Source organism: Achromobacter sp. 77 (genome assembly GCF_020541125.1).
Lineage (GTDB): Bacteria > Pseudomonadota > Gammaproteobacteria > Burkholderiales > Burkholderiaceae_B > Achromobacter > Achromobacter mucicolens.
Genome location: NZ_CP059848.1, coordinates 871,700 through 884,886 on the forward strand (window position 1 = coordinate 871,700; position 13,187 = coordinate 884,886).

Genomic DNA, 13,187 nt, shown 5'->3' on the forward strand with positions numbered 1-13,187 from the left:
TCACGCGTCCTGCAGCAGGGCGTCGGCCAGGGCCGACAGGTTGTCGCAGACGCGCGTGTTGTCGGGCAGGCCGCCCTTGGCCAGCGTCTTGGCGCCGTTGCCCGTCAGGACCAGCCACGGCGAGCAGCCCGCGGCCGAGGAGGCCTGCAGGTCGCGCAGCGAATCGCCCACGGCCGGCACGCCGGCGAGGTCGACGTCGTAGCGGTGCCCGATCTGCTCGAACATGCCCGGACGCGGCTTGCGGCAGGTGCAGTCGTCGTCGGGGCCGTGCGGGCACATGAAAATGGCATCGACGCTGCCGCCCACCGCGGCGAGCTCGCGCCGCATCTTGGTGTGGATGGCGGTCAGCGTGTCCATGTCGAACAGGCCGCGCGCCAGACCCGACTGATTGGTGGCAACCACCACCTTCCAGCCGGCCTGCGTGAGGCGCGCGATGGCCTGCAGGCTGCCCGGCAGCGCGATCCATTCGTCGGGCGTCTTGACGAAGGCGTCGCTGTCCTGATTGATGACGCCGTCGCGGTCGAGGATGATGAGCTTCACTGGGCGAGCCTGGAGATGTCAGCGACCTGGTTCATCAGGCCATGCAGCTGGGCCAGGAGGGCCAGCCGGTTGGCGCGCACGGCCGGGTCTTCGGCCATGACCATGACGTCGGCAAAGAACGCGTCCACGGGTTCGCGGGCCTGGGCCAGCGTGGACAGGCTGCCGGTGAAGTCGCCGGCGGCCAATTGCGCCTCGGCCTTCGGACGCAGGGCGGCCACGGCGGCGGCCAGGGCCTTTTCAGCGGGTTCCACCAGCGCCGCGTCGTTCACCGTGCCGATCTCGCCTTCGGCCTTCTTGAGCAGGTTGCCGATGCGCTTGTTGGCGGCGGCCAGGCTGGCGGCTTCGGGCAATTGCGCGAATGCCGCGGCGGCGCGCACGCGCTCGGCGACCTGATGCAGGGGCGGGGTCAGCGCGATCACGGCCTCGACGGCATTGCGGTCGAAGTCGTTGATGAGCTGGTTGCGATAGCGCTCGTAGATGAAGGTGCGGACCTCGGCCAGCGTGCCGGACGGGATCTTGCCGTCCGCGAACGTGCTGGCGGCCAGTTGCAGCAGGCCGTCCAGGGTCAGCGGACCGTCCTGGCTGATTTTCAGCCAGCCGCCCGCGGCCAGTTGTTCGAAGGCGCTGATCAGGCCCAGCGCGGCGCGGCGCAGGCCGAAGGGGTCGCGCTCGCCGGTGGGGGCAAGACCGATCGCCCAGATGCCGACCAGCGTTTCGACGCGTTCGGCGATGAACAGCGTGGCGGCGGTCAGGGTGTCCTGGGTCACCGGCGTGTCGTAGCGGTTGCGGTACTGCGTGCGCAGGGCCTCGACGACGCTGGCGGGTTCGCCGTCGCCGGCGGCGTAGTACGCGCCCATGATGCCTTGCAGCTCGGGGAATTCGCCCACCATGTTGGAGCCGAGGTCGGCCTTGGCCAGCATGGCGGCGCGGTCGGCGGCGGACACGTCGCCGCCCAGTTCGCCGGCAATGCCGCGGGCGATTGCGCGCACGCGCTCCACGCGTTCGAGCTGGGTGCCCAGCTTGTTGTGATAGACGATCGAACCCAGTTGCTCAACGCGCGCGGCCAGCGGCGTCTTGCGGTCGGTTTCAAAGAAGAATTGCGCATCGGCCAGGCGCGGACGCACCACGCGCTGGTTGCCCTCGACGATGTTTACCGGGTTGTCCGTGCGCATGTTGCTCACGATCAGGAAACGGTGCGTGAGGCGGCCGGTGGCCGGATCGAACAGCGGGAAGTACTTCTGGTTCAGCCGCATGGTCAGGATCAGGCATTCCTGCGGAACCTGCAGGAACTGTTCCTCGAACTGGCCCACGTAGACGGTGGGGTGTTCGACCAGCGCGGTCACTTCGTCCAGCAGCGCGGTCACTTCGGGGTCGTCGCCCAGCGTGGCGGACAGGCGGGTCGCTGCTTCTTGCAGCTGGCGCTGGATCTCGGCGCGGCGCGCTTCGAACGACGCCACGACGTGGCCCTTTTCGGCCAGCGTGGCGACATAGGCGTCGGCGTCGGCAATGGCAACGGCGCCCTGGCTCATGAAGCGGTGGCCCAGCGTCTCGCGGCCGGCGGACAGGCCCAGTGCCTGCACCGGCACCACGTCGGCGCCAAACAGCGCGATCAGGCCGTGCGCCGGGCGCACGAACTTGACGGTGGTGACGCCGTCAGCCAATTGGTAACGCATGACCTTGGGGATGGGCAGGCCGTCGATGGCGGCTTCGATGCCTTCCTGCAGGCCGGCGGCCAGTTGCGCACCGGCGGCCGTGCCACGCGCCACCAGGTAGTCCTGCTTGCCGTCGGATTCGCGGTCCAGCGTGGCGACATCGATGTTTTCAAGGCCCTTGGCGGCCAGCTTCTTTTGCAGCGCCGGCGTGGCCTTGCCGTCTTCGGTCAGGCCGATCTTCACGGGCATCAGCTTTTCGGCATAGGCCTGGTCGGGCGCCTGCGCCAGCACGGCGGACAGGTGGACGGCCAGGCGGCGCGGCGTCGAATACGGCGTCACGGCGCAGCCTTCGGCCAGCAGGCCGTGGCGGTCCAGCGTGGCGCGCACGCCTTCGGCAAAGGCCTGGCCCAGTTTCTGCAGGGCCTTGGGCGGAAGTTCTTCGGTCAGCAGTTCGACCAGCAGCGGGCGGATGTTCGTCGTCATTTATGCAGCCTCCCCGGCGGCCTTGTCGCGGCCCAGCATGGGAAAGCCCAGTCGTTCGCGGGAATCGTAATAGGCCTGCGCGACGGCGCGCGACAGGTTGCGGATGCGGCCGATGTAGGCGGCGCGTTCGGTCACGCTGATCGCGCCGCGCGCGTCCAGCATGTTGAAGGTGTGCGCGGCTTTCAGCGCGGCCTCGTAGGCCGGCAGCGCCAGCGGCACGTCCATCAGGCGCTTGGCCTCGGCTTCGTAGTCGTTGAAATGCGCAAACAGCATGTCGGCCGACGAGTGCTCGAAGTTGTACGTGGATTGCTCGACTTCGTTCTGGTGAAACACGTCGCGGTACAGCACGCGCTTGCCGTTGGCGCCTTCCGTCCAGACCAGGTCGTAGACGCTCTGCACGTCCTGCAGGTACATGGCCAGGCGTTCCAGGCCGTAGGTAATTTCACCGGTGGTGGGCGTGCAATCCAGGCCGCCGACCTGCTGGAAATACGTGAACTGGGTCACTTCCATGCCGTTCAGCCAGACTTCCCAGCCCAGGCCCCAGGCGCCGAGCGTGGGGTTTTCCCAGTCGTCCTCGACGAAGCGGATGTCGTGCTGCGTGGGATCGATGCCCAGCGCCTTCAGCGAACCGATGTACAGATCCAGGATTTCAGGGGGCGCGGGCTTGAGCACGACCTGGTACTGGTAGTAGTGCTGCAGGCGGTTGGGGTTTTCGCCGTAGCGGCCATCCTTGGGGCGGCGCGAAGGCTGGACGTAGGCGGCGCGCCAGGGCTCCGGCCCGATGGCGCGCAGGAACGTGGCCGTGTGCGAGGTGCCGGCGCCGACTTCCATGTCGTAGGGCTGCAGCAGGGCGCAACCCTGTTTGTCCCAGTATTCCTGGAGCGTAAGGATGATTTGCTGAAAGGTGAGCATAGGATTCTTGGAATTCGGCCGCCGGGCAAGGGCTGCCCTGCGCGTGGGAAACCCGGCATTTTAACTGGCCTGCGGCCGCAGCGGGCCCGGGCGTCGGCGCGGCGGTTACATATGGGGGCCGAAAGGACCGTCGAAAGCGTCCCCGAATGTGCCCCTGGTGGACACCCGGCCGGCTTGGCCTGCGGCCGCAAACCAATGGTCGTATGATTCCAGGTTGAGTCTTGAGTCTTATATAAAACCCGGAACCCGATTCCGAGAATTCGCGAAAAAGGAGCAGTCCCATGTCCGACCTGATCACGGTGGAAGTCACTGACGGCATCCAGATCATCACGATCAACCGTCCCGAGGCCAAGAACGCCATCAACCTGGAAACCGCCGTGGCCATGGCCGCCGCGCTGGACCAGCTGGACAGCCGTGACGACGTTCGCATTGGCATCCTGACGGGTGGCGGCGGCACGTTTTCGTCGGGCATGGACCTGAAGGCGTTCGCCGCGTCGGGTCAGCGCCCCTACGTGGACGGCCGCGGTTTCGCCGGCCTGAACGAGAGTCCGCCCAAGAAGCCGCTGATCGCCGCGGTCGAGGGTTATGCCCTGGCTGGCGGTTGCGAAATGGCGCTGGCTTCCGACCTGATCGTGGCCGCCAGCAACGCCAAGTTCGGGCTGCCCGAGGTCAAGCGCGGTCTGGTGGCCGGCGCCGGCGGCCTGTTGCGCCTGCCGCGCCGCCTGCCGTACCACATCGCGATGGAAGTGATCCTGACCGGCGAGATGCTGACCGCCGAGCGCGCCCACGCCTTTGGCCTGGTCAACCGCCTGACCGAGCCGGGCGGCGCCCTGGCCGGCGCGCTGGAACTGGCCCGCGCCATCGTCGAGAACGGCCCGCTGGCCGTGCAGACCGCCAAGAGCATCGTGGCGCAGGGCGGCGACTGGGATCAGGCAGACATGTTCGACCGCCAACGTCCGCTGATCGCGCACATCTTTACGTCGGCCGACGCCAAGGAAGGCGCCACCGCCTTCGCCGAGAAGCGCAAGCCCGTGTGGCAAGGCAAATAAGTGGTTGGCCCCCACGCCGCGCACGCTTCGCGCGCTTGCTGCCCCCCGAGGGGGCGCATTTTGCCTTGGGGCGGCCCGGCGGCAAAAGGAGCCCCCACGCCGCGCACGCTTCGCGCGCTTGCTGCCCCCCGAGGGGGGCGCATTTTGCCTTGGGGCGGCCCGGCGGCAAAAGGAGCCCCCACGCCGCGCACGCTTCGCGCGCTTGCTGCCCCCCAAGGGGGGCGCATTTTGCCTTGGGGCGGCCCGGCGGCAAAATAGTTCTTTTCACCTGCGGCTGATTACCTGATCAGCCGCGTTTTCACGTTTTCCATCCAGACCTGCAAACCGCCATGTCCGTCATCATTAAAGAAGAAGACTTGATCCAGTCGATAGCCGATGGCATCCAGTTCATCAGCTATTACCATCCCGTCGATTACATCCGCCACCTGGCGCGCGCCTACGAGCGCGAGGAAAGCCCCGCCGCGCGCGATGCGATGGCGCAGATCCTGACCAACTCGCGCATGTGCGCCGAAGGCAAGCGTCCGCTGTGCCAGGACACCGGCATCGTCAACGTCTTCCTGAAGATCGGCATGAGCGTGCGCTTTGACACCAAGCGCACCCTGCAGGAACTCTGTGACGAAGGCGTGCGCCGCGGCTACCTGAACCCGGACAATCCCCTGCGCGCTTCCGTGCTGGACGATCCGCTGTTCGCGCGCAAGAACACGCGCGACAACACGCCCTGTATCCTGCACGTCGAGCTTGTCCAGGGCGACAAGGTCGACGTGCAGATCGCCTCGAAGGGGGGCGGTTCCGAGAACAAGACCAAGTTCGCGATGCTCAATCCCAGCGATTCGCTGGTGGATTGGGTGCTCAAGACCGTTCCGTCGATGGGCGCCGGCTGGTGCCCGCCCGGCATGCTGGGCATCGGCGTTGGCGGCACCGCTGAAAAGGCGATGCTGATGGCCAAGCAGTCGCTGATGGAAGACATCGACATGTACGAGCTGCTGGCCCGCGGCCCGCAGAACAAGCTGGAAGAGTTGCGCATCGAGCTCTACGAAAAGGTCAATGCGCTGGGCATCGGCGCGCAGGGCCTGGGCGGCCTGACGACCGTGCTGGACGTCAAGATCAACACGTTCCCGACGCACGCGGCCTCCAAGCCCGTCGCCATGATCCCGAACTGTGCGGCCACGCGCCACGCGCACTTCGAACTGGACGGTTCGGGCCCCGCGCGCCTGGATCCGCCGTCGCTGTCCGAATGGCCCGAAGTGCACTGGGCGCCGGACTACAACAAGTCCAAGCAGGTCGACCTGAACACGCTGACCAAGGAAGAAGTCGCCAGCTGGAAGCCGGGCCAGACGCTGCTGCTGTCGGGCAAGATGCTGACCGGCCGCGATGCCGCGCACAAGCGCATCCAGGACATGCTGGCCAAGGGCGAACCGCTGCCCGTGGACTTCACCAACCGCGTCATCTACTACGTGGGTCCGGTAGATCCCGTGGGCGACGAAGTGGTCGGCCCCGCCGGCCCCACCACCGCCACCCGCATGGACAAGTTCACCGACATGATGCTGGAGAAGACCGGCCTGATCTCGATGATCGGCAAGTCCGAGCGCGGCCCCGTCGCCATCGAAGCCATCAAGAAGCACGGCTCGGCCTACCTGATGGCTGTCGGCGGTGCGGCCTACCTGGTGTCCAAGGCGATCCGCGGCGCCAAGGTGCTGGGCTTTGCCGACCTGGGCATGGAAGCCATCTATGAGTTCGACGTGAAGGACATGCCGGTGACCGTGGCGGTGGACGCCCAGGGCACCTCGGTCCACACGACCGGGCCCAAGGAGTGGCAGGCCAAGATCGGCAAGATCCCGGTTGCCGTTGCCTAAGTGAAGATGAATTGGCCGCTGGAAACAGCGGCCAATTTTTTTATGGGGTCCGGGCCGATCTTGGCTCAATCGATTTGCCGATTCTTGGACCTGTTTCACCGAAACGCCGGCGTGTAAGGTGGCGGGGTTCACTTTTCGACAGCAAAGGACTGACATGACCCGCATGAACTGGCAAGAGATTGCACCGGAAGGCGCGAAGGCGCTCTTTGGCGTCCACCACTACGTCACGACACGCACGAACCTGCCGGAAGATCTCGTTCATCTCGTTTTTCTGCGCGTCTCGCAGATCAATGGCTGCGCGCACTGCATCGACATGCACAGCCGTGACCTGCGCAAAACCATGTCGGTCGACAAGATCACGCTATTGCCCGTATGGGACGAGGTGCCGCATCTGTTCTCTGACCAGGAACGTGCGGCGCTTGCGTGGGCGGAGGAGGTGACGCGGGTGAGCGAAACCCACGCCTCGGACGAAGCGTACGCCGCCGCCTCGGCCGCGTTCGAGCCCAAGGACCTTGTCGACCTCACGATCACGATTGCCGCAATGAATGCGTTCAATCGGCTGGGCGCGCCGTTTCGGCTGCCCGTCGCCGCCAAGGCGTGATGCGATTCCAACGCGCCGTCACGCCTGCGCTTTACCCTTGAACGCCGCAATTGCCTGCGCCGACTTGCCCAGCACGTCGCGCAGCACTTCCTCGGTGTGTTCGCCCAGCATCGGCGGCGCGCGCCGGTAGACGACCGGCGAATCCGAAAACCGCAGCGGGCTGGCCGTCACGGGCGCCACGCCGCCAGCCGGATGCGGCATGTCGCGCCGCAGTTGCCGCGCCTGCGCCTGCGGATGGGCGAAGGCCTGCGCAATGTCGTTGATCGGCCCGCAGGGCACACCCACCGCTTCCAGCTTGGCGATCCAGTCGTCGCGCCGGCCTTCCCGCATGATGTCCGACAGGATCCCGATCAGCTCCACGCGGTTCGTGACGCGCAGCCGGTTGGTGGCAAAGCGCGGATCGTCGCCCAGTTCGGGCACGCCGATGGCGCGGCAGTAGGCGCGGTACTGCGATTCGTTGCCCGTGGCCACGATCAGGTGGCCGTCGCTGGCGGCAAACACCTGGTAGGGCACCACGTTCTGATGCGCGTTGCCGGCGCGCGTGGGCGCCACGCCCGAGTTGAAGTAGTTGGAGTTCTGGTTGGCCAGCAGGGCCACGTGGCTGTCCAGCAGCGCAATGTCCAGGTGCTGGCCCTGGCCGCTGCGATGGCGCTCTTGCAGGGCCGCCAGCACCGCCACGGTGGCGTACATGCCGGTGACGATATCGGTGACGGCCACGCCCGCCTTCTGCGGTCCGCCGCCGGGCAGGTCGTCGCGTTCGCCCGTGATGCTCATCAGCCCGCCCATGCCCTGGATCATGAAGTCGTAGCCGGGGCGCTGCGCAAACGGCCCATCCTGCCCAAAGCCCGTGACCGAGCAATAGATGAGGCGCGGGTTGACCTGCTTCAGGCTTTCGTAGTCCAGCCCGTACTTGGCCAGACCGCCCACCTTGAAGTTCTCGACCAGGATGTCGCTGACAGCGGCCAGCTCCCGGATCAGCGCCGCGCCCTCGGGCGTGGCCATGTCGGCTTCGACCGAGCGCTTGTTGCGGTTGGCGCTGAGGTAATAGGCCGATTCGTTGGTGTCCTGGCCGTTGCCGTCCTTCAGGTAGGGCGGCCCCCACGCGCGGGTGTCGTCGCCCACGCGGGGGCGTTCGATCTTGATGACGTCGGCGCCCAGGTCGGCCAGGTTCTGCGTGCACCACGGGCCGGCCAGGATGCGCGACAGGTCCAGCACGCGGATGCCGTCAAGCGGAGGCGGGCGCGTCATGATTGCACCGTCGCGGTGCCGTGGCTCATGACCACGATGCCGCGCTCTTTGGCGCGGGCGATGAAGCGGATCTGGCCGTCCGGCATGCGCCACATGTCGCATTGCAGCGTCTCGCCCGGATAGACGGGCGCCGAAAAGCGCGTGTTCAGGCTGGTGAGCCGCGCCGCGTCGTAGCCGCAGTACGTCTTGACCAGGGCGTGCGCGGCAACGCCATACGAGCACAGGCCGTGCAGGATGGGCCGGGGATAACCCGCCTGACGCGCCACGTCGGGATCGGCGTGCAGCGGATTGCGGTCCGCGTTCAGCCGGTACAGCAGCGCCGCGCTGGGCGGAATGCGCAGCTCGCAGCGTGAATCGGGGTCGCCATCGGGCGCGGCGGGCAGGGCCTGAGGGCTGGCGTCGCCCTCGCCAAAGCCGCCGTCGCCGCGGCAGAATGTGCTGGATTGCAGGGTTGCCAGGCACTCGCCATTGTCGTCGTGCAGCGTGCGTTCGCTGACGATGATCGCACCCTTGTCCGCGCCCTTGTCGATGACGTGCGTGTTGCGCGTCCTGCCGGTGACGACGCCCGCCACCGGCAGCGGCGCATGCAGCGTCAGCCGCTGCTCGCCATGCACGACCCTCACCCAGTCCACCGTCGAGCGCGGGTCGCTGACCCAAAACCCCGGGTAGCCCAGGATCACGCTCATCGTCGGAAACGTGCGCAGGTCCTTCTCGTACACATAACGAAGCTGGCCGGTGTCTTCGGGGTCCTGCCCCAGGCCGATGCCCAGCGCATACAGCATCGTGTCCTTCTGGTCGTAGCGCTGGCGCACGTCGTCAAAGCGCCAGTCCTTCACGGTTGCATAGTCCAACGGCATGTGGCGGCCTCAGATGGGATCCCAGTCGATCACGTCGGGCGAACGCTCCAACGCGTAGAAATGCTTGCGCATGGCGGGCGCCGCGATTTCGGCAATACGCTCCGGTGTCCAGCCTTCGCCGTGATGCACCGTGCGCAGGGGCCGCGGCTGGCTCATCAGCATGATTTCGTTGGCGCGCACGGCAAAGATCTGCGCCGTGATTTCGCTGGCCGCGTCGCTGGCCAGGAACACGGCCATGGGCGCCACCTTGCCGGCTTCCATCTTCTTCAGCTTTTCGACGCGCGCCTTCTCTTCGTCCGTTTCCGCGGGGATCGAACTCGTCATGCGGCTCCAGGCAAACGGCGCGATGCAGTTCGAGCGCACGTTGTAGCGCGCCATGTCCAGCGCAATCGACTTGGACAACGCCACGATGCCCAGCTTGGCCGCCGCGTAGTTGGCTTGGCCGAAATTGCCGATCAATCCCGACGTGGAGGTCATGTGCACGAAGGCGCCGGATTCCTGTTCGCGAAAGTAGGGCGCGGCCGCGCGGCTCATGTAGAACGAGCCGTTCAGGTGCACATCGATCACCTGGCGCCATTCCTCTTCGCTCATCTTGTGGAAAACCCGGTCGCGCAGATTGCCCGCGTTGTTGATCACGGCATCGACGCGGCCGAATGCATCGATGGCCGTCTGCACGATGCGGCTTGCGCTGTCGTAAGCCGCCACGCTGTCGGTGTTGGCGACGGCCGCGCCGCCCGCGTCCACGATTTCCTTGACGACCGCCTGCGCGGGACCGTCCGCCCCGCCTTCGCCCGTGAGCGAGACGCCGATGTCGTTGACCACGACCTTCGCGCCCGCCTCGGCCATCGCCAGTGCGACGCCGCGGCCGATTCCTCCGCCCGCGCCCGTCACGATCACCACCTTTCCGGATACCAAGCCGCTCATTGCCTCTGACTCCTGTGCTGCGGCGCGCACGCCGTCTGTGGAAAACAGTTCCGCATCAACCCGTCTGGTTGATGGGCATGGCCTCATGGTAGATTCGACCCGGCATTCGAAGAATTCAAAATTAGAAATGCCCCCCTTCTGCGTGGTGGAACATGAGACATGATCTGACGGACCTGCGTTTGTTTCTGAACGTGGGCGAAACACTCAATCTGACCCGTGCTGCGGAACGCACTTTCCTGTCCTTGCCGGCGGCAAGCGCGCGGGTCAAGCACATGGAAGAGGCATTCAAGGCCCGGCTGCTGGTGCGCATGGCCACGGGCGTGGCGCTGACGCCGGCAGGCGAGGTGCTGCTCAAGCACGCCAACGCCGTCTTTCGCCAGCTTGAATGCCTGAACGCGGATCTGCAGCCTTACGCCAGCGGCCTGAAGGGACGCCTGCGCCTCTTGGCCAACACCACCGCCACCAACTCCTTCCTGGCCGATGCGCTGTCCACGTTCCTGTCCGAGAACCCCGACGTCGACGTCGAACTCGAGGAAAAGATCTCCGGCGACATCGTCATCGCCATCCGCGCCGGCGCGGCGGACCTGGGCCTCGTGGCGGGCAACATCGACGTCGAAGGCCTGGACGTCACGCCGCTCTTTCGCGACGAGCTCACCGTGGTCACGTCGCTGGACCACCCGCTTGCCGCGCAGAAGACCGCGCACTTCGCCGACCTGGTCGATGCCTACCAGTTCGTCGGCATCCACCCGGACAGCGCCATCCAGACGTTTCTTGAAGACATTGCAAGTGGCCTGGGCAAGCGCATCTGCCAGCGTGTGCACGTGGGCAGTTTCGAAGCCGTGTGCCGCATGGTCGAGGCCGGGGCGGGCATCGCCGTCGTCCCGCGCGCCTGCGCGGCGCGCTACAGCCGCCCCGATGGGCTGCATGTGCTCAAGCTGGATGACGCCTGGGCGATGCGCGATCGCCTCTTGTGCCGCCAACGCGGGCGCGACCTGCCCAGCTTCGCCGAGTGCTTCATCGGCCACGTGCAGCGGGCCGCGCGCGGCCAATAACGCGGCGCCGGCAGCCCCTGTTCGGATCGGGGTTTGCCCTGACCCCTATGCCGTAGCCCATGCGCCGTAGCGCCGCGCCACAGGGGCGCACGCGCACATCCGATGCCTGCTTCAGCCCGCGCGAAAGAGGGGCTTTTGCAAATACGTAGCGGCGTATCCCGGCATTCGGCAAATAATAAAAAAACGCGGCGGGTGGCAGTGCTGAAGGCCTGACCGCGACCAGAACAAGACTCAGGAGACTGCCGTGATCCATCAAGACCGCCGCCGCGTCCTCGCGGGGCTGGGCGCTGCATGCGCCGCCGCCATGCTTCCTTCCTGGGCCCGCGCCGCCACCTGGCCGGGCCACGCCGTCACCTTCATCGTTCCCTTTCCCGCAGGGGGACCGGTGGACACCACCGCAAGATTCACGACGCAGCCGCTCGGCCAGCTATGGTCCGTGCCCACCGTGGTCGACAACAAATCCGGCGCCGGCGGCATCGTCGGCGCGCAATTTGCCGCCAAGGCCGAGCCCGATGGCTACAACTTCTTTTTCGCGTCCATCCACCACGCCGTGCTGCCCAGCCTGCGCAACAACCTCAGCTACGACATCACCACCGACTTCGTGCCGGTCGGCATGGCCGCCGTATTCCCCATCGTTCTCGTCGTCAACGCGTCGCTGCCGGTAAACACGGTCGGCGAACTCATCGCCTACGCCAAGCAGAACCCCGGCAAGCTGTCCTTCAGCTCGTCCGGCACCGGCGGCGGCACGCACCTGGCCGGTGAACTCTTCAACGCCATGGCCGGCGTGCGCATCCAGCACGTTCCGTACCGCGGCAGCGCGCCCGCCATGCAGGACCTGCTCGGCGGCCAGGTCCAGGTCATGTTCGCAGACGGGCCCTCTGCCGTGCCCCACCTGAAGGGCGGCAAGATCCGCGCGCTCGGTGTCGGCAACCCCACGCGATCCAGCATGGTGCCCGACATCCCCACCATCGCCGAATCCGGCCTGCCGGGCTACGAGGCCTACTCGTGGAGCGGCGTCATGGCGCCCAAAGGCACGCCACCCGACATCGTCAAGCGCATCAATGCGGACATGGTGAAAGTGCTGTCCGACGACAGCACGGCAAAGGCGATGATCGCGGCCGGCGCCGAGCCCAAGCCCGGATCGCCGGAAGCATTCGGCAAATTCGTGCGCGACGAAATCGCAAAGTGGCGCGACCTCATCAAGACCGCGAACATCAAACTGGAATGACCCGTGCGCGGCGGGTGAGCACATCGCGGCTCACCCGTGCATCCCAAGAAAGCCCGATCAGCGCACCGCGAACCAGTCGCCGTGGAGGTTGCCGTTCATGCCGCAGAACGGCGGCCCGAAACCGTCATCCTTGCCCCCCGGCGGCGGCGCCACCCGTGCCACCAGCACCGCGCCGCGGCGCTTGAGCGTCAGCACCCAAGGCGGCCCATCCTGATAGGTCACCGTCAGCGTGTCGCCCGACACCACCGCCTTGCCGCTCAGATCGCACACCCAGCGCCCGTCATAGGGCCGCGCGGAATTGGCCGCCACCAGCAGCTCGCCGTGGGCATTCTGCGTGATCTCGATCTCGCCTTCGATGTTCTTCCACTTGCCCACAAAGCCCGCTGCCGGCTTGGGATTGATCGCCTTCAGGAACGCCAGCCGGTAACGCATGGTGTCGGTAAGCGCCTCGAACGGTGTGCTTTGCACGTACGGCTCCGCATAGGCCGCGTCGCGCACGCTCAGAAAGTACTTCTGATCGGCCATCAACGCCTTGGCCGACTCCGCATCCATTTGATCGCGCACAGCCTTGTATTGCTGCGCAATCGCAGCATCCTGATCCCCAAGCCTGGAATTGCCGCAAAGGGATTTCTCAACCGGCGTGGAAGCCTTGGCGCAATTGAATGAGGGTGCGGCAACAGCGCTGCCAGCCATCGCCAGCGAAGCGGAAAGGACCAGAAGACGGATCATGGTGTGAAGCTCTCCAGAGGATGTACAAGTCGGACCGCCGACCGGCGCCGCATGACCGC

General features: G+C 66.4%; 12 protein-coding genes. 5 read left to right on the forward strand and 7 right to left on the reverse strand.

The window, feature by feature from the left end:
* From gmhB to glyQ, 3 genes are read right to left on the reverse strand one after another with little or no spacing between them, the layout of a single operon-like run.
* Positions 1-540: a D-glycero-beta-D-manno-heptose 1,7-bisphosphate 7-phosphatase gene (gene gmhB, locus H4P35_RS03935; RefSeq protein ID WP_175157486.1), complete on the reverse strand. Its 540-nt coding sequence runs from the start codon at positions 538-540 to the stop codon at positions 1-3.
* Positions 537-2,675 carry a glycine--tRNA ligase subunit beta gene (gene glyS, locus H4P35_RS03940; RefSeq protein WP_226848190.1) on the reverse strand — a complete coding sequence of 713 codons (2,139 nt, stop codon included), beginning with the start codon at positions 2,673-2,675 and terminating at the stop codon, positions 537-539. The genes gmhB and glyS overlap by 4 nt, the downstream gene beginning before the upstream one ends.
* Positions 2,676-3,587, reverse strand: a complete 912-nt coding sequence (glyQ, locus tag H4P35_RS03945) for a glycine--tRNA ligase subunit alpha (RefSeq protein WP_056320918.1) — start codon at positions 3,585-3,587, stop codon at positions 2,676-2,678. It abuts the gene before it with no gap.
* Between the two features lie 281 nt (positions 3,588-3,868).
* Between glyQ and H4P35_RS03950 the strand changes: the two genes are divergently transcribed.
* The 3 genes from H4P35_RS03950 to H4P35_RS03960 all read left to right on the forward strand — a co-directional run bounded on the left by H4P35_RS03950 (position 3,869) and on the right by H4P35_RS03960 (position 7,090).
* Positions 3,869-4,636: a crotonase/enoyl-CoA hydratase family protein gene (locus tag H4P35_RS03950; protein WP_226848192.1), complete on the forward strand. Its 768-nt coding sequence runs from the start codon at positions 3,869-3,871 to the stop codon at positions 4,634-4,636.
* A 329-nt stretch (positions 4,637-4,965) separates the two neighbouring features.
* Positions 4,966-6,489, forward strand: a complete 1,524-nt coding sequence (locus tag H4P35_RS03955; protein ID WP_056320934.1) for a fumarate hydratase — start codon at positions 4,966-4,968, stop codon at positions 6,487-6,489.
* A 154-nt stretch (positions 6,490-6,643) separates the two neighbouring features.
* Entirely contained in the window at positions 6,644-7,090 is a 447-nt protein-coding gene (locus H4P35_RS03960; protein ID WP_226848194.1) for a carboxymuconolactone decarboxylase family protein, read from the forward strand.
* A gap of 18 nt (positions 7,091-7,108) precedes the next feature.
* Here H4P35_RS03960 and H4P35_RS03965 read toward each other — a convergent pair whose 3' ends face one another.
* Genes H4P35_RS03965 through H4P35_RS03975 form a run of 3 tightly spaced genes read right to left on the reverse strand, consistent with a single transcriptional unit; the run spans position 7,109 to position 10,119 of the window.
* Positions 7,109-8,338, reverse strand: coding sequence for a CaiB/BaiF CoA-transferase family protein (locus H4P35_RS03965; RefSeq protein WP_175157487.1), 1,230 nt, complete (start codon positions 8,336-8,338; stop codon positions 7,109-7,111).
* On the reverse strand, positions 8,335-9,195 hold the full coding sequence (locus H4P35_RS03970) for a MaoC/PaaZ C-terminal domain-containing protein (RefSeq protein WP_226848196.1): 861 nt from the start codon (positions 9,193-9,195) through the stop codon (positions 8,335-8,337). The genes H4P35_RS03965 and H4P35_RS03970 overlap by 4 nt, the downstream gene beginning before the upstream one ends.
* A 9-nt stretch (positions 9,196-9,204) precedes the next feature.
* Entirely contained in the window at positions 9,205-10,119 is a 915-nt protein-coding gene (locus H4P35_RS03975) for an SDR family NAD(P)-dependent oxidoreductase (protein WP_056320944.1), read from the reverse strand.
* A gap of 152 nt (positions 10,120-10,271) precedes the next feature.
* On the opposite strand from H4P35_RS03975, the gene H4P35_RS03980 reads away from it, so the two are divergent.
* A complete protein-coding gene (locus tag H4P35_RS03980) occupies positions 10,272-11,171 on the forward strand; it encodes a LysR substrate-binding domain-containing protein (protein WP_056320945.1) in 900 nt (299 codons plus the stop codon).
* Positions 11,172-11,415: 244 nt separating this feature from the next.
* The gene (locus H4P35_RS03985) at positions 11,416-12,399 is read left to right on the forward strand and encodes a tripartite tricarboxylate transporter substrate binding protein (RefSeq protein ID WP_056320948.1); all 984 of its coding nucleotides are present in this window, start codon (positions 11,416-11,418) and stop codon (positions 12,397-12,399) included.
* Between the two features lie 57 nt (positions 12,400-12,456).
* Here H4P35_RS03985 and H4P35_RS03990 read toward each other — a convergent pair whose 3' ends face one another.
* A complete protein-coding gene (locus H4P35_RS03990) occupies positions 12,457-13,128 on the reverse strand; it encodes a lysozyme inhibitor LprI family protein (protein WP_226848198.1) in 672 nt (223 codons plus the stop codon).
* Between the last annotated feature and the right edge of the window lie 59 nt (positions 13,129-13,187).